This window comes from Deltaproteobacteria bacterium (assembly GCA_029860075.1).
Taxonomy (GTDB): domain Bacteria; phylum Desulfobacterota; class JADFVX01; order JADFVX01; family JADFVX01; genus JAOUBX01.
The window spans coordinates 1-21,043 of the sequence record JAOUBX010000035.1 but is presented as its reverse complement, the minus strand read 5'-3'; the positions used below and the strand labels follow the sequence as shown (position 1 = coordinate 21,043).

The following is a 21,043-nucleotide window of genomic DNA, read 5'->3' as shown; positions in this document are numbered from 1 at the left end:
TTCTGATTCTCCTGCAATTTTTCTACCTTAATCAAAGTTGTTTGTCAATGACATTGTTGTATCCGGCATGTTTGGTGTTTTATAGATGGCCCTCCGACGGGCCTGTCATGAGCGCTTCGGCAGACTCGGCAGAGGCTTGTTGAAGGGCCAGGGCGACAGGTTTGGGGGCGGAATAGGGAGAGAACCCCTGTTTCTGCTTTTTGCAGGATGATGGTGGAAATGCTGGACTAGTTCCACCCGGTTGTAGCGCTACAAGTGAATAATTTCACAGCGGTTTCTTCCTTTGAGCTTCGCTTTATAAAGGGCTTCATCCGCTTTTTGCATTAGCAGACTGTAGGTTTCCTTTGATAGTGCATTGCTGTGCGCGATACCGATGGAAATAGTGAGAAAAGACGATATGGCGCTTTTCCTGTGGCGGATCTCCAACTTTTCAATGGATGCGCGGATTTCATCGGCAATGGCAAGTGTTGCTTTACTGCTTTCACCGGAAAAGAAAAAACAAAATTCTTCCCCTCCAATCCTGAATAGAAAATCGCCTGCTCTTTTGAGGTTTTCTTTTAATGCTGCCGCAACTTCAATGAGGGCTGTGTCTCCCTCAAGGTGTCCATGATTATCATTAAAGGGTTTAAAATAGTCGACATCGAGAATGGCGAGAGAAAAGCTCTTTTTTTCACGGTGAACCCTGTTGATTTCCTTATTGATTATCATATGCATATATCGCCGGTTATAAAGTCCTGTCAGCATATCCGTTATGGACATGTGCTGAATTTTATTAAATATGGCCTTGTTGTATTTATAGAAAGAGAAGGCAAAGTAAATAATGAGAATGGCGGCAATGAGGGTGCCGGTAAAGCTTAGATTACGAAGCAGGCGGAGTCTGTCGGCCCTTTCCAGGAGGTGACCTGTTAGCATCCTGCCAATTTCTCTGTGAGGAGCCAGGTATGCCGTTATGGCTTCCGTCCCTTTATTGAAATACTCAAGAGGAGAAAGGCGGCTTGTTCCATAAATGGCCTCGTTTGTATAAGAAATAAAGAGATTTGCCTTTTCTTCGGCCTTTATAATCATTTTCTGTAAACGTTTCTCAAGTTCAGGTGATGCTGCATAAACAATTTTTGTGGTATTTTTCATGTTTTCAAGGCCAACCTTGAGGACTGCCAGATGGCCAAGGAGCCGGCCTGTTTCTTCATCCCTCTTATTCGTGCCGGCAATGAGCGAGCTTCCCTTTCCCCTTACTCTGCCAAGCAGTTCAATGATTTCGGGAAACTGCACCGTAATGAGAGACATCATGTAATAGCTTTCCAGTTCAGGGTCCAGTGTCAGGTTAGAACGGTCGGCAGCTATTTTTATGATTTGTTTAAGCCGGGCAATAGAGTTGGTATATTCAAGAAAGAGATCGTCACTGCTTGTATTTAATGAATTAGCTCTGAAAAGATTATCGATCCTGTTTTTTACGCTATGCAATTCGCCGGAAAAGACAATATTCTGAAAATTATCATCAAATGTTATTCTATTTAAGGAATCATTAAACTCATACTGAAGTGTTTTTACCTCATCAATAATATCATCAGTGTCGTCCAGGGTAATTCCTGAAAGACCCCTTATTTTTTGAAGTCCGATGATGGAATTATGCAGCTGGCTGATGACGGATACGCCTTTTATCTCTTTTTGGGTAAATTCATATTGAGTATTAATGTTGTTAATAAGAAGAAGTATGGAAGAGTAAAAGAGCGCAAGCGGTATAATTGTGGCTGCCAGATAACGCCGTGTTGGAATATTCAGGTTTTTCCCGGTAATCACGCTCATAGATTAAAGAGAGTATTGGTGTTTGTTTGCATCTATCAACAAGGAATGCCTATTATAGCACTGGAAGTAACTCCGGAAAAGCTTTTAATTGAGTATGGTAAAATCGTTTAGTCGGGTGGTGAGAGAGGGCGCCTTTATTTTGCCTTGTGAGCAGATTGTTATAGATCTCTCTTCCCGGACAGCGGAATAAGCAGCATAACAGCGGCAAGGCCGCAGCATATGCCCAAAAAGGCGGTAAGGCCGATGGCGTGCAGGGCAGGGTGGTCAGCAAAGAGAAGGGAGCCGAGGCCGCAGAGGGTGGTTGTCGCTGAAATGGTGATGGCGCCGCAGGTGATGGAGAGGTGGTTAGCTTCCCCTGCATCAGAATTTCTCCAGGCTGCCTGAAGAAAAATGGCGTAATCGATGACGAGGCCGAAGATGAAGATGACGATAATGGCGTTCATAATATTGAGTTTAATTCCTGTGAGTCCCATAATTCCGAAGGTCCAGAAAAGGCTAAGCAGGAGGGGGAGGATGAGGGCCGGTGTGTTTCCCCTTTTTCTTCTCCAGGCAATGATAATAAAGGTGACGATTATTAAGGCCAGCCCGCCCAGCCGTTCAAGTTCATTGTAAATAAGGTTAATCATATGTTGGGCAAAGTGACGGCTATTGGTAATAATGGCTTGCGGGACGCTGCTTTCTATCGATCTTGCTACCTGGCTATAGTTCTTGTAATCGGTCAGTTTGAGGTTGGTCAGAATAAATGTTTCTTCCTCTGTGATAGAGAGGTTGCTGGAAAGGATATTTTTCAGAAATCCTTTGTTGAGTTCTTCAACGGCAAGGGATGGTGAGACTCCCGGCAGGCCGGCAAGGGCCCGCATTAATATTTGTGTTCGCATTCTTACTTCCAGCGCCGCTTTTTTCAGATCGTCAGCCACTTTTGCAAGGCGCTCTTCGTGCCAGAAGGTATTCCACCGCTTTATGTTCATTTGCTGTTTTTCACTGCCGGGGATCAGTTCCGAAGCTGATTGAATTGATGCAATAAGTCCCTCCTCCCTGAGCTTCAGCAATTCATCAAAGAGCTTGTCGTTAAGATTTAAGGCTTCTTCTGTTGAAGAGGATTTTACGGCAACTGAAGTTGAACTCATGGTAGAACCGAAGTTTTTAATAATCTCCTTCCAGTCTTTTTTTGTTTCCTTCGATGCAGCGTTTAATTTTTGAATATCACCTTCGAAGCCAAGTCCCTTTAATCCATAAAGTGAGATTAATGTGAGCCCTGAAACGATAATAATAATAATGGCCCTGTTTTTTTCCACCCACTTAAAATAAGGGGGAAAAATATTACTTACCTTAATGACGGGTTCTCTCCCTTTTTTGGCTGCTCCTTTAGGAATAATGAGGGGCAGGGCAAGGATGGAAAAAAGAAATGCGCCACCAATACCAAAAGCGGCAAAGAGCCCCAGTTGTCTAAGGCCCGGCATGAGAGAAGCCTGGAGACAGAGGAAGGCGCCTATCGTCGTAGTGGCGCCCAGGAAGAGGGGCCTTATGAGGCGGCCAAGGGTTGCAGCGATTTCATTGTGATCATGTTCGGCTTCTAAAGACCTGTCTATATGAAAGAGGATGTGGATGCCGTAATCGACGGCAATTCCTGCCAGCATGGCTCCGCAGCCGATGGATATGGCGGAAATTTCAGGTGAAATAATCCTCAAAATGCCCGAGGCAAAAAAGGCGCCGAAAAAGGCGGGCAGCACGGTAATGATTGAGAGAAGAGGACGTCGGTAGACGAGGAGCGACAGGATGATAATGGCAATAAGCGAGATGGTGAGCGTCCTTTCAATATCACCCTTGATCATCGTTGAATTGTCGAGACTGAAGCGGTGGCTGCCGAGATAGGCAATTCTTATTCCTTTATTCCTGGGGCTATGGGTGATTTCATGAATGGCCTGCTCTATTGAAGCAACCAGCTTTTTTGCATGAACGCTGTCTGTGCCGGGAAATTTCGGTTTTGCCAATATGAGAAGATGCTTCAAATCAGAAGAAAAAACACGGCCCTGTTCCATTTTTACCGCTGTTCCGCTCGTTCTTAAGGCTGCAATTTTTGAGAGAATGAGGCTGTCCATGGAGAGAGGATCATTGTAGAAGGACCGGCTTATTGCCGGCGTTGGAGATTCAGTGAGAATACGCCGCCAGTTGATAAGGTTTTTCCTGATCCTTTGCGGTTCGAGTTTTTCTTCAAGCTTTATTTCATCTTCCGCCGTAAAAAGTGATGACCGGTGCTTTCCAAGCAATTCCAGTGTCTCCATTAAGTCGCTTTCATCCCACCTGTAGAAGATTTCTGAAAAAAGTCCCTCTCCATTAAGCTTTTCCACCAGCCTGTCTCCGGTTTTGATCATATCGTCGGGACTTACCTTCGCCTTATCATTTAAGGGGCCTATATCGAAGAAGGTGAGGTCCATCCTGTTGAATCCCTTGATGATGGTATGATGCTTATTGATGACGGGATCATCAAGGGGGAGAAGGTCCATAATGTCTTCCTTCAGCCGGATACCTGTTGAAGAAATAGCCAGGAGGGTTAAAAGGAATGCAAAAGCGATGAGGAGAGGGGTTTTTAGCTTAAAAAGCTTGAGAAAAAAAGCCTCCGGGGTTTTTTGATTTTGAAGGTCGGTCATAGGGTAAACCTTAATTAAAGATCGATAAAGAGGGATAACTTATGATTATCAGAGATAAAAATAACGAATATTTTTATTAAGAATGGTGGAAATTTTCTTTTAATTAATGCTGTGAAGATCATAATAAAATAGTGAAGATCTCTGTCAAAAAATCTCTTTTGCCCGATTATTTAGAGCGAGATCAATGCCTGGTAACCCTCTGATTTTTTATTCCTCTTGATATTTTGATAAGGGTTATATCCATAGTATAGTCCCAGCGATGGTTGACAACCCTTATCCGTGATGGAAGCGCCTTGTCCCATCCGGGAAATATTTTGTAATCAAGGTGGCTTGCTTCCCGCACGATGCGATTTTCAGATACCTGTTTGGAGTGATAAAGCGTTTTGTCGGCTGAATAATGATATTCCGTCTGTTCTGTTGTATCTTTCAGTATAATAAAGAAGGATTTTCCTTCTTCCCCTTTTAGTTGAAAGGCCTCATGGAAATCAGGTTGAAAGTAGATATGCCTTATATCGCCTATGACGCCTTCTATAATGGGCCTGATGGGCATATTTTCCGGTTTTTTAAATATTTCGGCTTTCCCCCCGGCAAAGGCCAGGTCGAATACCTTTCCTCCCATCTCTCCAAAGGTCATGGCCCTGAATCCTGATTTACGGTCTGCCGCAAGGTAGCCGATAAAGTCATACTCCTTTTCATCAAGGGTGAGGATGATACGCTGGTTCAGGGTAAATTCTTCCGGATAGAGCGATTCAGGGAGCGCTTCTTCGAGAGGCTGCAATTGGGGAAGAGGAGGTTTCTTTTCAATAGTCGGGCTTGCGCAGCCTGAGGTAATGAAGAGGCAGAAGATAAGGAGAATAAGAGACGTGTATTTGCTTTGCATTAATTGATTTAGGCTTAATAGATTATGGAAATCCCTGCTTCATTTTCCGGCAGGAATTCTTTAAAATTCCGGACTTTCTAAATTAAAAAGCCTGGCCTTCAGCGTCTCGTTGATTCTCTGGTTAGAGAAGGTTATTTTCATAAAATCGTTCTGCGGTTCTCTGATAATGATTTGTGACATGTTTAATGATTCAATATCAAAAAAGAGTTCAAGGGAGTTAATGGTTTTCGCCATTTTTTCTGATTTGGGTGTAAGCTTAAGCAGATAGTTCTCCCCTTCAAAAACCTCCATATTATAGGCCTTCATTGACTTGCTGAAATCCCCTTTAAGGATGGAGATTATTTGGCCCAAAACGCCGCGAAGGAGGTCCTCCATGCCGAGGCCGGCCTTTTCAATTTTTCCCTTTTCAATGCGGAATTTGGCAACCTTATTGTCGTTAAAGAGCATAATCGTTCTGTAGGGTTCCGTCAGTTCCCATCGCAACTTGCCCGGCCTTTCAAAGGAGAGAAGGCCGCCCGATTTAAGAACGTCAAGAAAGAGGGCGATATGCCTTTCCTGGATAAAGTCGGCTCTCAGCGTTTTTAGGGTATGAAGATTGTCTTCAATGTTTTTTGTTATTTGAGCTTTTCTCTTTTTTGAAACGACGGCATATTTTTTATTCTCTTCAGCTGTGACAGGAGTCACACTCAAGGCGAGGAGAGAAAAGAGAAGTGTTCCTGTAAGGAATATTAACTTTTTTTTGCCTGACATATTACAGTTTCCGATAATTACTATTTAGTTTTCATCCGGAAAGGGTGCTTTTTCGCAATCTCTGCGTCAATCTTCGGTTTTGCTTGTGCGATGTACAGTAGTACAACTCGGCGAAACCCTTGATTTCCTTGACCTTGCAAAAAATCCCTCCTTTCCGAATTGAAAACAAAGTTTCATTTATTATAGTTTCCGGATGAAAACTATTTAAGATGCAATACGGATAATGCTGCCATTTCCATTATTATCACATTGAATGCAGCCTATCGATTTTAGTGAGGTTTTACTCTGCTTACCGGTGTTATGATGAGGTGAAAAGAGGGCGCCCTCTTTCAGCGACAGCGCTGCAATCGCTATATCGAAGCCCTGCCCGGCGGGCATACCGCCATAAAGGTTTGAATAGGCAAATGCAGGAATCGTCTCTCTCTTTAATTGATTGTAATAAGGGCCCGTCTCTGAATTACCATTGGCGGCAAGAAAATGAGCGTCACACCCCCCCGTATGGAGGCTTGATATTTTTCCTGATCCAAGCGATTCAATCCTTCCGTAGCCCTGTTTACTCTTGTCCTTTCCCATGAGAAAAGTAATGAAACCTTCTCCCGGAAGATAGGTGCAATCGTTAAAGTCCATCGGTGAGAAGGCATTTGCCCTGTCTGAAGTGGAGAGAAGGACGGCATAACCCCTTACCTCACAGTATTCATCGCCTACGCCTGCCAGGACATAATCGACGATACCCCTTTCGAGCCAGTCAGATGCTGTTGAAAAAACAGCCCATGTCGTCATATCAAAGCAGGTCAAGGTCTGGCAGGGGCCTTCTATCTTTAAGGCGATAGAAACGTTGGAAACGAGGGCATTATGGACCGAATTGGCAAACATGGTAGGCGAGGCGCACTTGTCTCCATCGTCTATGAGGGTATCGAAAAAATTGAAGGATGTTTGCAGGGGGCCGTATCCTGTGCCGAAAATAATTCCCACACGGCTTTTATCTTCCATACGGGCAATGTCAATGCCGCTGTCTTCAATAGCCAGGTAAGAGGACAAAAGTCCCATCTGGAGAAAAGGATCAATCCTTCTTAATTTGTTTCTGGGGATAAAGCGTTCCAGGCCTTCAACGCGGGATGTGTAGACGGGGAGCGACTTAAGTCCCTCCGGGGTCATTAACTCCCTTTTTGTAATGGCCGGTTGTTTTTCCCGGATAAGGCCTTCTCTTAATGTTTCAATGCCGCAACCAAGGGCAGATACGGAGCCCATACCGAGTATGGAAGGTGTCATAAACCCTTCCCCCTTAAAACAAGCACTGAATTGTTGCCGCCAAAGGCCAGAGAATTGGAGACAGCTATGTTACCTTTAACGGGCGTCACCTCACTCGTCGGCTCGATGGCGCAGGCCTCATCGAAGGCTTCAAAACCAATGGTTGCCGGAATTTTACCATCAATGAGTCCCATAACACTGAAAATGGCTTCTACAGCGCCTGCCGCCCCCAGAGTGTGACCTGTGAAGGCCTTCGTTGAAACAACAGGCAGGGCATCGGGAAAAAGACGGCCAATGGTTTTTCCTTCCACTTTGTCATTTTCTGTTGTAGAGGTGCCGTGGGCATTGATAAATGATACCCGGGCCGGTGAAGTTTCTGCCATTTTAAGGGCATGAGCCATGGCACGTGTCAGACCGCGTCCTTCAGGGTGGGGGGCTGTAGGGTGGTAGGCATCGCTGTTTGTGGCATAGCCTGCCACTGCGGCAAGCTTTTTTGCCCCTCTTTTTTTGAGGGAGCTCTCCGATTCGAGGATGAGCACGCCTGCGCCTTCACCGAGATTGAGTCCCTTCCTGTTCTTATCAAAGGGCCGGCAGGGTTCGGGAGCGGTGTTAAGCAATGAATTAAAACCGAGATAGGTAGTGCGGCAGAGTTCATCACTTCCCCCGGCAATGACCATATGGCAAAGCCCGCTTTCTATCCAGCTTTTTCCCATGCCGATAGCGTCCGTTCCCGACGAACAGGCGTTGGCAATGGTAATGGCAGGACCGCTGAAATTATGCCGCCGGGCTACATAGAGGGCCGGGTTATTTCTCAAAAACCTTCCTATGGGCTCTATGCCCGGATTTTCACCCCTGCGGTAGGCGCGGTAAAAGCTTTCCCTGTTAAGCGTACAGCCCACCGTTGTTCCCATGGCGACACCAACAGGGATTGAGTCAAGGTAATCCTTGTCAATACCTGCATGAGCAAGCGCTTCATCAAGGGCGGACAAAAGGAGAAGGGTCGTTCTTGATTCGTCATTACCGGGATTGAATTTATCGAGGTCCGATGCGACTTCAAAGACAGGTGGTTTTTTATCAAGTTCCGTCTTTATTCTCAGGGGAAGGGCCGGGTTGCGCATCCCCGAATAAAGAGTGGTCATGGCTTCATTAACGGTTTCCCCCGCCGCACAGATAAGGCCCAGTCCTGTAATCACCGCTTCCATTAATTTTTATGCGTTACCCCTTTTAGACCTTACGTAATCAGCAAGCGTTTTTATGGATGTAAAGACTTCGCGCGACTCTTCCAGGTCTTTTGTTTCTATTTTATAATGTTTTTGCAGAAGGACAACGAGTTCGACGGCGTCCAGAGAATCGAGTCCGAGACCATCACCAAATAACTGATCATCGTCCTGAATGTCTTTAGCTGTAACATCGACGAGCTTAAGGTCCTTGATAATTAGTTCTTTCAGTTCATTTTCCAGTGACAATTGAAAAACCTCCTAATTGATTTATGCTGACAATTTAGTTAAACACAGATTAACACAGATAATAGATGATTTTCACAGATATTCATAATTATGGTTTTCGATAATAACAGGCAGTATGCGAATTAACGGTCAATTATGGCTTTAGTTAAAGCTTGTTCCCCTGGAAAATTGCCACAGCCTGTTATTTCGATTGAAAGTAGAAATCATCACTCAAAAGCTGGAGAGGTCTTTTTAGATTTCCCTCTGTTCCTTGTCAATTAGTCCCTTTCTTTGAATATTTAAACCATGCAATCCCCGCAGTGCGGATCACGGAAATAGTATAATATATCAGTGGAAATCTCTGTCCAAATGCTTTTACAGGTTTAGAATTAAATGGTGAAACTAATTTCCGGCGCCGGCCGTCACCCGCTTTATCCCCTTTTCTTCTTCACTCCAGAAGTCAAAGAAGTTATACCACATAAAGGGGTGTTTACTGGTATATTTTTCTAACAATGTAACATATTTTTCTGCAAGCAGCTTCATTGCCTCATCACGGCCCTTATCGGACAGATCCAGTTTTTCCGTAATGCAATGGGCCTCGATAGAAAAAGAGAGCCGTCCTGTTCTTGCTGTTAGAAGTACCACAATATCGGCGCCTGTCACATGGGAGAGGTGATAGGGCGTGACGGGAAAGGGGGCTTTCTCACCCAGAAAATCCAGGTAAATAACCCTCGCTCCTTCTTTTCGGTCTCCCATAATTGAAAGGATTTCACCTTCATTGAGAACGTTTGTTGCCTCTACAAGGCCGCCCATAAACCCTGTGGGAGGAATAAATTTAAAGATATTTCGTTCTCCCGAGAGGTCGAAGAAATGCCTGCCTTCGCTATTTTCCACGTTAAGAAGAAGATTGACCGGGACGGAGAGTTTATTCATCGTTGCCATGGCCGTCATCCAGTTTCCGGCATGGGTAGTAAGAAGAACCATCCCCTTTTCAGTATCTGCAATGGCGCGTAATATTTCTTCATCTTTAAAGTCTACGGCGAATTTATTCCTGTCAATAATGCCCATACAGGCCTGGTCGATGAGTACCTTGCCGAACTGGAGAAAATAATAGTAGGTGGTAAAGAAGATCCTCAAAGGACCGTAGCCGGGAAACCGGCGCTTCAGGTAGTAAGAAGCTGATTTCCTGGCGCTGACCCGGATGAGAAGGTAGTAGGGAAGAATGAAGGCAAGAAGCATATAGGCAGGCAGTGGCCCTGCCATTTTAATGAGCACATGGAAAAACCGGAAACCGAGATGGTTTCCATAAACAGGGCCTTTCTCAGGTTTTATTTCAGCCAAGGGGTTCCTCCTTTCCCTTGACCGGCACAATGGCCTGGTAGACCTGGATAAGCAGGTAGACGGCCATACCGGCAAATATCGTAAGAAAGGGCGCAATGACGATGGCGCCGATTATATATTCATAAAGCCTTAAATGGGCCTCATGGCCAAGGGTCTGGTAGTTAAATTCCGTCAGAAATCTTCCGTGGCGAATGAAATGACCCGCTTCAATGGCAATGGCAGGAACGAGCGGAGGAGCGCAGAGATGACTGATGTTGAGCGCGATAAGTCTGTTTAAGCGAAGCCGGGTGGCAATAAAAATAATAGAAAGGGAATGCATGGCGATAAGGGGCAGTGTGCCCAGCAGAATACCCAGCATGGAGGCTGAAACGATCTCCCTGGGTGTGGTATTTTCCTTGAGCAGGATATTGAGTGATTTCAAGGGGTGCCTTAGTGAAAGCCTGTTTTCCGGTTTATCATTTGCTTCCTTTTTGAAAATGACTTTATGGGGAAGAGGCAAAAAGTTCCTGACAACAAGCCCTGCGTAAGTCACTGATATATGGTAATTATCCCGGAAAGAACGGAAATGGGAAGCCGCTTTTGTTTCGGCAGAGTAATTAACTGAAATGTCGTGGTCTATCATTTCCAGTCCCGCCCAGGCGCTTCTTACAATAATTTCAACTTCAAAGTTGTACCTTTGTCCCTTGCAGGGAACTTTTATAATGGCGTCAACGGGGTAGGCCCTGTATCCGCTCTGGCTGTCCCCAACGCTTTGGCCTGTTGTAATTCTTATCCATAAGTTGGACCACCAGCGGCCGAAGCGGCTTGACGCCGGAACCTGAGCATTTTTAAAATTACGTTTACCTATGATTATGGCCAGAGGATGGGCTTCCAGTTTTTCAATAAAACCGGGCGCCTCGGCAGGGTCGTGCTGTCCATCGGCATCGAGAGTAATCAGGTGAGAGTAGCCATGATCTCGGGCCCAATTTGCAGCGGCAACGATTGCCTTGCCCTTGCCCTGATTTTTACTAAAATGGAGAATTTCTTCCCTATTGCCGCCAAGGGTTTCAATGGCGCCGTCGGTAGAGCCGTCATTGACGACAAGCAGGGGCAGGCCCGTAGAAAGGGCCTTTTGGACAACATTACTGAGTGTATTGCTGTTGTTGTATGTGGGAATGACAATGAGGGGTCTGTTCACGGGCTGCTCCTTTTTCTTCTGCTTTCCCTTCTTCCCAGGAGAAGGTCCCAAATGGGTCCTTTATAACCGAGTTTATGAAAGGCATTGACGCGGTCCGTATCTTCTCCCATGGGATAAACCCTGTCCGTTTTTCCTTCGAAAGCCCTGATAAGTCTTTCGTGCAAATATTCTCTTGTCGTATGCGGTGAAAAATAGAAGAAAGGTTTCAGCACATCCTCTTCCGGTGAAAGCGCCTTTTCATCTATTGCCCGCTTGTGCATGGGGGTTCCCGGAAGTACCCGGACACCCGTTGCGGCAAAGACAACACATTTTTCCAGCCTTGCCAGGTTGGCTATCCCCTCTTCGACGGTTTCTTCCGTTTCTTCGGGGCCGCCGAAGATAATAAAATGAGCCGAAGCAATACCGGCATCAGAAAATAGCCTGTTGCTTTCTTCCACCTCACTCCAGGTAAAGTTTTTGCACATCCCCTTTAAGGTGCGGTCACTGGCACAGTCCGTACCCCATTCGACAGCTTTGAGGCCGGCTTCTTTCAAAAGGGCAACTTCCCGGGATTGAAAACGGTCAGGTTTGAAGTAGGCCATCCAGGGTATGGTTATTTTTCTTTTTACCAACTCTTCGGCAATGGCGAGATAACGTTTGTCTGCATCGTTAAATACTGAATCGGCAATAAAGTAATACTTTAGATCATGCTTTTCCGTCAGCATCTCGATTTCGTCGACAACCTTTGTTGCAGGCCTGTAACGGTAGAATTTACCTTCAAGGACAGGGTAGGTGCAGTAAGCGCAGCGAAAGGGGCATCCGCGCTTTGTCTGGATGTTGAGCATGCCTCCGTGCGCTATGTAATAGTTCGCCGTTTCATCATCCCGTTCCGGTGACGAAATCATTTCACCGGAAAGAGGTGATGTTGATCTCAGAACCTTTTGCTCCGGTTTTTTCCCTGATTCAATCAGTTGAATCAGGTCGGCAAAGACGCCTTCTCCTTCCCCTTCAATACCGTAATCGGCGCCGATCTTTTCAAGCAATACTTGAGGAAAAAGAGAATAGCCGGGGCCGCCGAGGACGATAACGGCATTTGTGATCTTTCTCAGGCTGTCGGCAAGCTGCCGGTAGAGATCGCAATAGTAAGCTGTATGCTTTGAATTACAGTTGTCTATATTTCTAAGAGATAAACCGACAAAGTGAGGCGACTGGGATCTTGCAAATTCGAGAAGTTTCTCCTCTGATTCATCCTGGGCAAGATAGTCCCATTCGACAGCCTCATATCCCCGGCTGCGTAAATCATGGGCAACGGTCGACATACCGAGCGGGTAGACGGGAAAAGGTTCTTTCGTTACATTTGCCGATATTAAAAGTATCTTAGTCATGAACTCCCGATACTTTTAAATTATTGTGCAGATACTCTGGCTTCTCTTTTGGGCGCCTCATAGGTTCCGTCGGCCATCTCTCTTTCGACAACCTTCATAAAGAGGTCACCCATCTTCAGTTCCTGTGGTCTTTCCCTGTAAAAAGTTTCCCAGGCATAGTAGTAAATATCCTGAAGCTCGGTAACGGTCATGTTTTTAGGCTGGAAAGTAACTCTGTCACAGGTGTAGTCTTCAAGACCGTTACTTAAGATTCGTCCCTGCTTTTCAAGGTCGGCCCTGATGGGTGTATGATGGAAGGGTGTTAAAATGGTAAATTCAGCAAGATCCAGGTCAAGTTCGAGCAGGAAATCGACAAGGCGTTTAATATAATCGATGTCCTGGTTGTCTGTACCGAGGATAATCGTTCCTTCCACGCCTATGCCGTGGTCCTTATAGCGTTTAATACGATTACGTATCATATCGGAGGTGTCGAAAACAGCCTGGTAGACATACCAGCAGCCGGCCTGGTAAGCAAGGTCGAGAAGTTTGTCGTCATCTTCAATAGGATGACTGACCCATTTCTTTTTAAGGGGGATGAGAGCCTTGAAGAGTTCTTCTTCCCATTCGTAATTCTGTGCCAGTGAATTGTCGACGACGAAGAGCCTGTTGTTGTCAATGGATTTGATTTCTTCTACCACTTTATCGATGGGACGCGGGCGGAAAAGCTGACCACCGAGAAAAGGGGTACAGCAGGGAAAACAGTCGAAACGGCAGCCTCTCGATGCGTGAACGAGATCGAGCATTTTTACTCCCTTGTAGGTGTAAAGTTCCCTGTTGAGGATATCACGCCTTGCCGTCCCAACCAGTTCGACGGCAGGCATGGCTGCATCACGGTACATTTTCTTTAGATTGCCTGCCCTCAAGTCATCAAGAACCTGTTCAATGCGACCTTCAGACTCACCGACAAAAACGCAGTCAACATGTTCGGTCATTTCGTCGGCGAGAAGGGCCGTTGAAATACCGCCCGCCATAACTGTTACCCCCCTTTTCCGGTAATGAGCGGCTATTTCCCGTGCCCTTGGCATCTGGGAAACAAGCATGATGGAGAGGGCAACAATATCGGGAGAATCCTCCATGTCGAGGTCGTCAACATTATCATCTATAAAAGTAACGTTCACATAATCGGGGAGAGAAGCGGCAAAAACAACCGGCCCATGAGGAGGGAGGTGAAAATGTGTCTGCCTGTCGAGTTTGCGCCATTTGGGATAAATAAGTTTCAGCTCCATTGATTAATTCTCCTTTGATGAAAATAGATCAAGTAATGATTTGAGTTCATTGCCCTGATAATTGTAAAAAGTATTGTTTTTATAATGTAATTTTCTTTCTAATGATATTATTTTCTCATCGGAGAGGTCAAGAACAATAAAAAGTGCACCGGCATGTCCTTTTTGAGGTTGTCCCCTTTCCGGGAGGGGAGGGGGGGCATCGAGCCAGCCGGCTATCATCGATGTCGCTTTGCCTTGAGCCATCATTGATGCTGCACATTTGAGCGCGTTAAGGCCTCTTAAACCGTTGTCGCCCACGCAAAATGTGGGCCCCGTCAGTTTATAGTAAACGGCGCATTCGCCGAGGGTAATAACGGGAAGGGTATAGGAGAAGAGGTTGGGGCTTGAAAAAGCGCCTCCTTCTTCCTCCGTTGTTTCGTAGTATTCGAGGTCCGTCGCCATGACTTCATAATCGGAAGCGATGACCATGCCCCATGTCTCACCATTAGCCGCTTTTCCGCGGTCTGCATCGGCAAGGGCAAGGGCAGCGGCGGCACAACCAAGCTTTGTAAAGGTATCGAATCTGCCATAGCGCTGCAGCGGTTCGTGAAAGAGCTCTTTTGCTCCGGGAATAATCGGATCTGAATGCGTCAGCGCTATCGACTTGTTGGCGCCGATTTCGGAAAGGATCCCGAAACCTTCACCATTTATCCATGATCCGCCTCTGATGTTGAATTCCATATGCTTATACCTTTTCGAATATGAGTGCAGCGTTGCAGCCGCCAAAACCGGAATTTGTCGTTAATATGCAATTGCCTTCGAAATTCCGGGACGATGATGAAAGGCGGCCTGCCGTCCTCTCTTCATGGTTTTCAAAGCCTGCCGTAGGAGGGACTCTTTTTTCAGCCAGTGATTTAACAGACAGGGCTGCTTCCAGAGCACCTGCTGCTCCCAGGGTGTGGCCGATGGCTCCCTTGACGGAGAAGACAGGAAATTTGCGCGATCCATACACTGATTCTACTGCCGTTAGTTCCATGGCATCATTATAGACTGTTCCCGTGCCGTGTGCGCAGTAGGCTTCTATCTGGTCCCGTGATATGCCTGCCTGGTCCGTGGCCGAGCTTATTGCCTTAATGAGTCCTCTTGCGTCTTTTGCAGGTCCTGTAATGTGATTGGCGTCATTGGCGATACCCCAGCCGGAAAGCCTGGCAAGAAGGGGATAATTGTTGTCTCTGGCTGTCTCTTTATGGGTGAGAAGTATTGCCGCCGCGCCATCTCCGAGGACCAGGCCGTCTCTTTGGGCGTCAAAGGGGCGGCATTGGGTTGCTGAAAGGCCTCTTAGCGCCGCGAAACCGGTAAAGCTGAAACGGCTCAGTATATCGGCGCAACAAACCAGTACGCTTGACTGTTGTCCTGAGGCAATGAGTTCAGCTCCTATGGCGAGAGCAACTGTGGAAGAAGCGCATGCGGCGTTAAGGTCCATACCATTTTCCTCAATGCCTAATGCCCGGCATGCAAAGCGGCGGTAATGGCTTGCAAGGAAATGAGATGTTTTTATGGTCCCTTCCGCTTTTTGTTCGATATATTCCGTATCCCCTTTAATGCCTGCCCAGATGACATAAGTCTTTTCAGGTGGCGCAATGCTTTGATTTAAAAGCTTTCGCGTCAGTTCGATGATCCTGTTATCGCTCTCACAGCTATCGAGCCAGGGGATGGATGCGCCGGAATGAAATTCAAGTTTTTCAGTAGAAAAACGGTCTATTTTTCTGACGGCAGACCGGCCTTCCAGCAGTTTTTCCCACATTTCATGGAGAGAATCTCCAATGGCGGACAAAGCAGCCATTTGGGTGACGACAACTTCTTTCAAGTGATCTCTCCTTTCATCCAGCGCCGGCATAAATTTTCTACAAAAGGGGGACGGGCCAGGAGGACATTCTGTTCAGGGTCTGTCAGCAGTTGCACCGTATAGCCCGTTGCCGCTACCATGCCTTTGCTGTTTTCAAGTATGTATTCAAAGTTCAGTTTTACAGCATCACTCCAGACGAGCCTTGCCGCAATCGTAAAGTCGTCGTCATAGCGAAGAGGAGAATGATAGTCAACGTGCATCTGAACGATGGGGGCAAGGAATCTTTCTTTTCTCATCGTCATGTAGCTTAAATCATATTTTTCACCAAAGGCGACACGTCCATCCTCCAGATAGCTTGCATAGCGCCCATGCCAGACGATGCCGAGAGGATCGACTTCTTCAAACCTTACCTTTCTCATCGATGCGGCAACCAGGGGGGCAGGCCTGCCTGCCTCTCTCTGGAAATATATCGCTTTTTTACGTCTGCTCATTTTATTATCACTTTGAAGCTGCTTCCAATATAAGGGAGGAAACAGGTCTTCCATTGCAGGTTAGTTTTGCGTTGATTTGCCGGAGATTTCCCCTTGACGTTATGGAGACCTCACCGCTCAAGAGATCACCGGGATAGGATTGCCTGGAAAACTTGGCCTTCGAGATATTGATGATTTTCAGTTCTTTCCGGCATAGCGTTTCAGCAAGTACCATAATGGTTTCCATCATAATCACACCGGGAAGGATGGGAAATTGAGGGAAGTGTCCTTTAAAACCGGGAAAGTTATCTTTAAAGCAAAAGTCCGATGTTACCTGCTCCTTATCATCATTAATATGAAAGTTGATTGAAGATCGGGAGATGGCTTTAAAGAAAGGCGTCTTGTCATTTACCGGAATAGCCCTGCCTTCTGCTGTGCCGTCACCTTCTTCCGGCGGCTTCCAATCTGCTGTTTTTTCCGGCGCGCCTTTTATTTCATACAGTTTGAGATTTCCCTTTGCAATTAACCTGCTTCCTGCATTAATGCTCCCCTCTACAAAGGAAAAATCTCCAAAGCTTGATTCTTCCTTTGTGGTAATAGTCAGCTCATCACCGATTCTAACGTCTTCATAGAAGGAAAAGTCATTGACACCGACGAGAAATCCTGTTTTAAGCGTATCACCCCTTAGCATGCAGTCATAACCGTTACCGGCTGCCACGGTCTGGGCCATGATCTCTACGAGGCAGTTTTGCCCCACGGCGCCTGACTCATCCAAAAAAGGATTGTCTCTCGTTATTTTAGCCGTTCCCCTGATTTTTCCCTCACCGTATTGGAGCAGTTCATCGACAAGAAGCATGGTTTCTCTGTGTGGGATAAATTCAGTCGAGTTTGTGGGCAACTGAAAAATTGATTTCATACTTTCCATAGTTAACCTGCGTTAAAGTTTAATCCCCGGCGGGTATAATTTCCCACAGCTTGCTTCGGGATGGTTGATTATGCTTAAAACCCTTACCTGTAATCGAAAAAAGTCATTTTTTTTCTCTTTTCAGGGGGAAATATTTTTTTGTTTAATTCTTCCTCTTTAATAATAAAAATTTCGGGAACGACCCTCGCTTTGGCCCTGATATGATCAACGATCATTTTGACGGTAACTGCCGGATCAGAAAGGGCCACGTGAAGCAAAACCCTGTCTGTTTCATCGTCGTTTTTTCTTGCTTCAATATAACCGCCTTCAACACCTTTCATACTGTCGAGGGCTGAAAGCAGGGATGCGGGAAAGAGCGTTGTTCCTTTCAGTTTGAGCATTTGGTTTTTGCGGCCGATAATGGGGCCGAGACGAATCGTATTCCGGCCGCAGCGGCAGGGTTCGGGAATGATGAAAGATATATCTCCCGTTCTGAATCTTAACAGCGGCATTCCCTTTATTCCCAGCGGTGTAACCGTTACCTCGCCTTTTTCACCGGGAGGAAGGGGGTTTCCTTCGTCATCGACAATCTCTGCGATGAGCAGTTCCGGTCTTAAATGGCCTCCGCACCGTTCCCGGCATTCACAAAAGGCGGTTGCCATTTCTGTTGAGGCATAAGTGGAATAGAGCCTGGCTCCCCACAGGGTTTCCACTTCATGGGGTACAGGAAGCAGTTTTAAGTCAGTAGAACGTATAGGTTCGCCAATGGCGACAATTTTTCTGATCCCCATGCTTTTGGGGTCCTCACCCTGCTTTTTGGCAAATTGCCCCAGCTTTCTTATCAGTGAGGGGACTCCTGCAAGAACGGTGGGTTTCGTTGTTTTTATGAGTTCCCATTGTTGTGCAGGGCTTCCCGATCCGGCTCTAATCATGGTTGAGCCTAAAGTGAGACCACCCAGATAGTAGGCAAGACCGGCCATGAAGCAGCGGTCTATGGCAGCGCATACCATTATACGGTCATTATTATTAATACCCACCATACGAAAGGCCGCTTCCTCATTATAGGCAAGCCGCGCAATATCCTCTGAAGACTGGTAAATCACGGTAGGATGGTTTCCCGTCGTTGCCGACGTAAGGCATATGTCTGCCGTATCATTTTCACTGATGGCCAGAAATTCATTGTTATGGGAAGTGAGTTCTTTTTTGGCAATGCAGGGAATTTTAGATAAGTCACCCGCGCTTTTTATTGATTCGGCATTGATTGAGAGTTTTTTAAAGAGGGCTTTGTAATAAGGGGAATGATTGGCCGCGTAGGTTACATGGTGGCTTAGCAGGGTGTCCTGCATAGCCCTTATCGCTTCCCGAGAATCAAAGTCCCTGTTTTTAAAAGCATGTGTCTCTTTAATAAGTTGCTCAAACTTATTTTTCATTGAGATGTTCCTTGAAAATATTTTCGATATGCCTTCTCAATTTTAAGGCCCTTTTTTCTTCGGGCAGGGAAGAAGGGAATACAGGCGGGAGGATTTCCACTTTAACCGTAGCAGGTCTTACGAGATGTTGCTTCATTGGCAGAAACTTTTCCGTTCCTGTCAGACAAACGGGAAGGACGGGAATATTGAGGCCGGCAGCCGTAATAAAGGCGCCTGACTGAAATCGCTGAAGCTTTCCGTCACGTGAACGGTGTCCTTCGGGATAAAAGAGAAAGGCGGCTCCTCCGGCGGCAAGGTCCTTTCCTTTTATTTTGTTAAATTCATTCAACGGTGTTCTTTCAATATCGACGTAACCGGCGCCTTTCATAAACCATTTAAACATCCATATTTTAAAAGGCCATGAGCGTACAAAGACGATGGTGTTCTTCGTCGTATATAGGGGGGCCAGAAATATGTCCGCAGTGGACCTGTGATTAACGACGATTACGCAAGGTTTACCCTTGGGAATATTCTCTTCCCCCAGCCGCTTTACACGAAGCAAAGGCCAGGAAATCCTGATGAGAAATGAGCCGTAGAGGTAGTTATAATATCTTAGCGCGTCATCCGTTCTTCCTCCATTGACCATTTTGTAGATTAAATAATAGAGGGGGAGAGAGCAGGCAAATAAAGAAGTCCCTAATAAAAGATAGAGAAGATAGATGCCGTTTAATGGGTATAATAGATAATTCATATAAAACGGGCAATGAAGGTAACGTGGAAACGCTAGCCCTGATTAATTTTTTCTTCGATGAAACCGTATAAATCTTTAAGCAGTCTTATGGCCCGGATTTTTTCTTCGTCAACGCTTCTTACAACCTTGAATCCAAATTCCTTCTCCAGGGCAACGATAAGGTCGACACTATCGAGACTGTCCAGTCCCAGTTCTTCATAAAGTGATGATTCGGGAGTTAACTCTTCACCTTCCAGTTCAAAAAGTTCAACGAGAATATTATTGGTACGTTGAGCGATCGTTTGTTCAGTCATTATCTTTCTTATACCTCCTCAAAATTAACACAACATTGATACCGCCAAAGGCAAAACTATTTTTCATAATAATATTTATTTCACCCTCCCTGACCGATTTAAAACAGTCTATTTCCCGGCATCCTTCCCCTGCAAGTTCAAAGTTCAGGCTCGGAACAAGTTTACCTCTTTCCATCATGGCAAGTGAAGCGGCCAGTTCCAGAACGCCACTGGCCCCCAGAGTATGTCCCATGTGTCCTTTTAAGCTGCTTACGGGAACGGCCTTATCGCCAAAAACCTTATTGATCGCTTCCGCTTCTGCTGCATCACCAAGAAGGGTCCCTGTGGCATGGGCATTAATATAGTCAACGTCTCCCGGTGCAATGCCTGCATTATGAAGGGCCCCTTCAATACACTTTACGATCGATTCACTGTGAGGCTGGGCAAGGTGTGAACCGTCAGAGAGAGTTGAAAAGCCGATTACTTCGGCAAGTATGGGCGCTTCCCTCGATAAAGCAGATTCTTCAGCTTCGAGAACCAGGCAGCCTGCACCTTCACCGCAGACAGTGCCATCACGATTTGCATCAAAAGGTCTCGGTGTTTTTTCAGGATGGTCATTGTATCTGTATGAAGTAGCGTTAAGCAAGTCAAAAGTGCCGCAGACAATCGCATCAAGTTCATCTGACCCGCCACAGAGCATAACGTCCTGAATTCCATGCTTGATCGCTTCGAAGCCGAGACCAATGGCCTGAGCCGAGGAAGAACAGGCTGCGTCAGGTGATATGACTCTCCCCGTAATATTGAAGGCATGGGCCACATTCGCTGCCGTCGTATGGCTCATTACCTGGAAAAAAAGCCCCGATGAGACATTTTTCAGGGAAGCCTTATCATAATATTCTTTAAAAAAACTGGATAAGGAGTGTGTGCTCCCTGTGGTTGATGAAAAACTGACGCCACATCTGCCTGATTGAAAGATATTGTCGCTTACGGCCGAGTTCTCTATCGCTTCTTTTGCTGCCAAAACGCCCATAATGGCCGTATTACCCATGGTTCTTCTGAATTTACGGCCAATACTTTTCAGGGGAAGCTTTTCTTTTAAGGGAGCGCCTACCCAGCAGTTGAGGTCGCTTATTTTATCATTCCACTGCTCTTTAAGCGATGTGACGGCTGATGAACCTGAATAGAGGCCATTTATGAGGGCTTCCCTTCCCAGTCCGAAGGGGGAGACGGTACCGCTTCCTGTAATAAGGACTCTTCTTAGCGACATTTTCTAACCTCATTCCAAAGGGACTCCATGCCTATTATATTAGAAGCGCCGATGAGTCCCGAAATAGATGCTCCCATAATGCCCGGCATGAGAATACTCTGGCCTGCCAGATAAAGGCCCAGAATGGATGTGACAGGGCCAAGCTTCATCTCCTGTACAGACTGTTTTAATCCATAAGATGCGCCCCCGGGGGAACCCGTATATCTCTCAAGGTAAAAGGCGTG

General features: G+C 46.2%; 20 protein-coding genes. All 20 read right to left on the bottom strand.

Features of this window, described 5'->3' with window-relative positions:
* Positions 1-249: 249 nt before the first annotated feature.
* Entirely contained in the window at positions 250-1,803 is a 1,554-nt protein-coding gene (locus tag OEV42_11640) for a GGDEF domain-containing protein (GenBank protein ID MDH3974921.1), read from the bottom strand.
* A gap of 158 nt (positions 1,804-1,961) precedes the next feature.
* The gene (locus tag OEV42_11635; protein ID MDH3974920.1) at positions 1,962-4,451 is read right to left on the bottom strand and encodes an MMPL family transporter; all 2,490 of its coding nucleotides are present in this window, start codon (positions 4,449-4,451) and stop codon (positions 1,962-1,964) included.
* A gap of 181 nt (positions 4,452-4,632) precedes the next feature.
* Complete coding sequence (locus OEV42_11630) at positions 4,633-5,331, bottom strand: DUF3261 domain-containing protein (GenBank protein MDH3974919.1); 699 nt, start codon at positions 5,329-5,331, stop codon at positions 4,633-4,635.
* Between the two features lie 60 nt (positions 5,332-5,391).
* Complete coding sequence (locus OEV42_11625; GenBank protein MDH3974918.1) at positions 5,392-6,081, bottom strand: outer membrane lipoprotein carrier protein LolA; 690 nt, start codon at positions 6,079-6,081, stop codon at positions 5,392-5,394.
* Between the two features lie 204 nt (positions 6,082-6,285).
* Positions 6,286-7,350 carry a beta-ketoacyl synthase chain length factor gene (locus tag OEV42_11620; GenBank protein ID MDH3974917.1) on the bottom strand — a complete coding sequence of 355 codons (1,065 nt, stop codon included), beginning with the start codon at positions 7,348-7,350 and terminating at the stop codon, positions 6,286-6,288.
* Entirely contained in the window at positions 7,347-8,531 is a 1,185-nt protein-coding gene (locus OEV42_11615) for a beta-ketoacyl-[acyl-carrier-protein] synthase family protein (GenBank protein ID MDH3974916.1), read from the bottom strand. Before OEV42_11615 ends, OEV42_11620 begins: the two co-directional genes overlap by 4 nt.
* A 6-nt stretch (positions 8,532-8,537) precedes the next feature.
* The gene (locus OEV42_11610; GenBank protein MDH3974915.1) at positions 8,538-8,795 is read right to left on the bottom strand and encodes a phosphopantetheine-binding protein; all 258 of its coding nucleotides are present in this window, start codon (positions 8,793-8,795) and stop codon (positions 8,538-8,540) included.
* A gap of 381 nt (positions 8,796-9,176) precedes the next feature.
* Positions 9,177-10,115 carry a hypothetical protein gene (locus OEV42_11605; protein ID MDH3974914.1) on the bottom strand — a complete coding sequence of 313 codons (939 nt, stop codon included), beginning with the start codon at positions 10,113-10,115 and terminating at the stop codon, positions 9,177-9,179.
* Positions 10,108-11,292 (bottom strand): DUF2062 domain-containing protein, encoded by a 1,185-nt coding sequence (locus OEV42_11600; GenBank protein ID MDH3974913.1) that lies wholly within the window; start codon positions 11,290-11,292, stop codon positions 10,108-10,110. The genes OEV42_11605 and OEV42_11600 overlap by 8 nt, the downstream gene beginning before the upstream one ends.
* Complete coding sequence (locus OEV42_11595; GenBank protein ID MDH3974912.1) at positions 11,289-12,656, bottom strand: cobalamin-dependent protein; 1,368 nt, start codon at positions 12,654-12,656, stop codon at positions 11,289-11,291. Before OEV42_11595 ends, OEV42_11600 begins: the two co-directional genes overlap by 4 nt.
* A gap of 20 nt (positions 12,657-12,676) precedes the next feature.
* Positions 12,677-13,921, bottom strand: a complete 1,245-nt coding sequence (locus tag OEV42_11590; GenBank protein ID MDH3974911.1) for a cobalamin-dependent protein — start codon at positions 13,919-13,921, stop codon at positions 12,677-12,679.
* A gap of 3 nt (positions 13,922-13,924) precedes the next feature.
* Positions 13,925-14,641 (bottom strand): hypothetical protein, encoded by a 717-nt coding sequence (locus OEV42_11585; GenBank protein ID MDH3974910.1) that lies wholly within the window; start codon positions 14,639-14,641, stop codon positions 13,925-13,927.
* 4 nt (positions 14,642-14,645) lie between these two features.
* The gene (locus tag OEV42_11580) at positions 14,646-15,767 is read right to left on the bottom strand and encodes a beta-ketoacyl-[acyl-carrier-protein] synthase family protein (GenBank protein MDH3974909.1); all 1,122 of its coding nucleotides are present in this window, start codon (positions 15,765-15,767) and stop codon (positions 14,646-14,648) included.
* Positions 15,764-16,237: an acyl-CoA thioesterase gene (locus OEV42_11575; GenBank protein MDH3974908.1), complete on the bottom strand. Its 474-nt coding sequence runs from the start codon at positions 16,235-16,237 to the stop codon at positions 15,764-15,766. Before OEV42_11575 ends, OEV42_11580 begins: the two co-directional genes overlap by 4 nt.
* A 7-nt stretch (positions 16,238-16,244) precedes the next feature.
* Positions 16,245-17,141 carry a hypothetical protein gene (locus OEV42_11570; protein MDH3974907.1) on the bottom strand — a complete coding sequence of 299 codons (897 nt, stop codon included), beginning with the start codon at positions 17,139-17,141 and terminating at the stop codon, positions 16,245-16,247.
* Between the two features lie 83 nt (positions 17,142-17,224).
* Positions 17,225-18,550 carry an AMP-binding protein gene (locus tag OEV42_11565; protein ID MDH3974906.1) on the bottom strand — a complete coding sequence of 442 codons (1,326 nt, stop codon included), beginning with the start codon at positions 18,548-18,550 and terminating at the stop codon, positions 17,225-17,227.
* Positions 18,540-19,280 carry a 1-acyl-sn-glycerol-3-phosphate acyltransferase gene (locus tag OEV42_11560; GenBank protein MDH3974905.1) on the bottom strand — a complete coding sequence of 247 codons (741 nt, stop codon included), beginning with the start codon at positions 19,278-19,280 and terminating at the stop codon, positions 18,540-18,542. The genes OEV42_11565 and OEV42_11560 overlap by 11 nt, the downstream gene beginning before the upstream one ends.
* 32 nt (positions 19,281-19,312) lie before the next feature.
* A complete protein-coding gene (locus OEV42_11555; GenBank protein ID MDH3974904.1) occupies positions 19,313-19,573 on the bottom strand; it encodes an acyl carrier protein in 261 nt (86 codons plus the stop codon).
* Positions 19,566-20,819 (bottom strand): beta-ketoacyl-[acyl-carrier-protein] synthase family protein, encoded by a 1,254-nt coding sequence (locus OEV42_11550; GenBank protein MDH3974903.1) that lies wholly within the window; start codon positions 20,817-20,819, stop codon positions 19,566-19,568. Before OEV42_11550 ends, OEV42_11555 begins: the two co-directional genes overlap by 8 nt.
* Positions 20,810-21,043 (bottom strand): NAD(P)/FAD-dependent oxidoreductase (locus OEV42_11545; GenBank protein ID MDH3974902.1); only part of this gene is annotated, 234 nt, incomplete at its 5' end. The genes OEV42_11550 and OEV42_11545, both read right to left, overlap by 10 nt.

What these genes read in the sequence shown, in the direction of transcription:
- OEV42_11640 (MDH3974921.1), bottom strand. Translation starts at nt 1,803, where the DNA reads ATGAGCGTGATTACCGGGAAAAACCTGAATATTCCAACACGGCGTTAT.
- OEV42_11635 (MDH3974920.1), bottom strand. Translation starts at nt 4,451, where the DNA reads ATGACCGACCTTCAAAATCAAAAAACCCCGGAGGCTTTTTTTCTCAAG.
- OEV42_11630 (MDH3974919.1), bottom strand. Translation starts at nt 5,331, where the DNA reads ATGCAAAGCAAATACACGTCTCTTATTCTCCTTATCTTCTGCCTCTTC.
- OEV42_11625 (MDH3974918.1), bottom strand. Translation starts at nt 6,081, where the DNA reads ATGTCAGGCAAAAAAAAGTTAATATTCCTTACAGGAACACTTCTCTTT.
- OEV42_11620 (MDH3974917.1), bottom strand. Translation starts at nt 7,350, where the DNA reads ATGACACCTTCCATACTCGGTATGGGCTCCGTATCTGCCCTTGGTTGC.
- OEV42_11615 (MDH3974916.1), bottom strand. Translation starts at nt 8,531, where the DNA reads ATGGAAGCGGTGATTACAGGACTGGGCCTTATCTGTGCGGCGGGGGAA.
- OEV42_11595 (MDH3974912.1), bottom strand. Translation starts at nt 12,656, where the DNA reads ATGACTAAGATACTTTTAATATCGGCAAATGTAACGAAAGAACCTTTT.
- OEV42_11590 (MDH3974911.1), bottom strand. Translation starts at nt 13,921, where the DNA reads ATGGAGCTGAAACTTATTTATCCCAAATGGCGCAAACTCGACAGGCAG.
- OEV42_11585 (MDH3974910.1), bottom strand. Translation starts at nt 14,641, where the DNA reads ATGGAATTCAACATCAGAGGCGGATCATGGATAAATGGTGAAGGTTTC.
- OEV42_11575 (MDH3974908.1), bottom strand. Translation starts at nt 16,237, where the DNA reads ATGAGCAGACGTAAAAAAGCGATATATTTCCAGAGAGAGGCAGGCAGG.
- OEV42_11570 (MDH3974907.1), bottom strand. Translation starts at nt 17,141, where the DNA reads ATGGAAAGTATGAAATCAATTTTTCAGTTGCCCACAAACTCGACTGAA.
- OEV42_11565 (MDH3974906.1), bottom strand. Translation starts at nt 18,550, where the DNA reads ATGAAAAATAAGTTTGAGCAACTTATTAAAGAGACACATGCTTTTAAA.
- OEV42_11560 (MDH3974905.1), bottom strand. Translation starts at nt 19,280, where the DNA reads ATGAATTATCTATTATACCCATTAAACGGCATCTATCTTCTCTATCTT.
- OEV42_11555 (MDH3974904.1), bottom strand. Translation starts at nt 19,573, where the DNA reads ATGACTGAACAAACGATCGCTCAACGTACCAATAATATTCTCGTTGAA.
- OEV42_11550 (MDH3974903.1), bottom strand. Translation starts at nt 20,819, where the DNA reads ATGTCGCTAAGAAGAGTCCTTATTACAGGAAGCGGTACCGTCTCCCCC.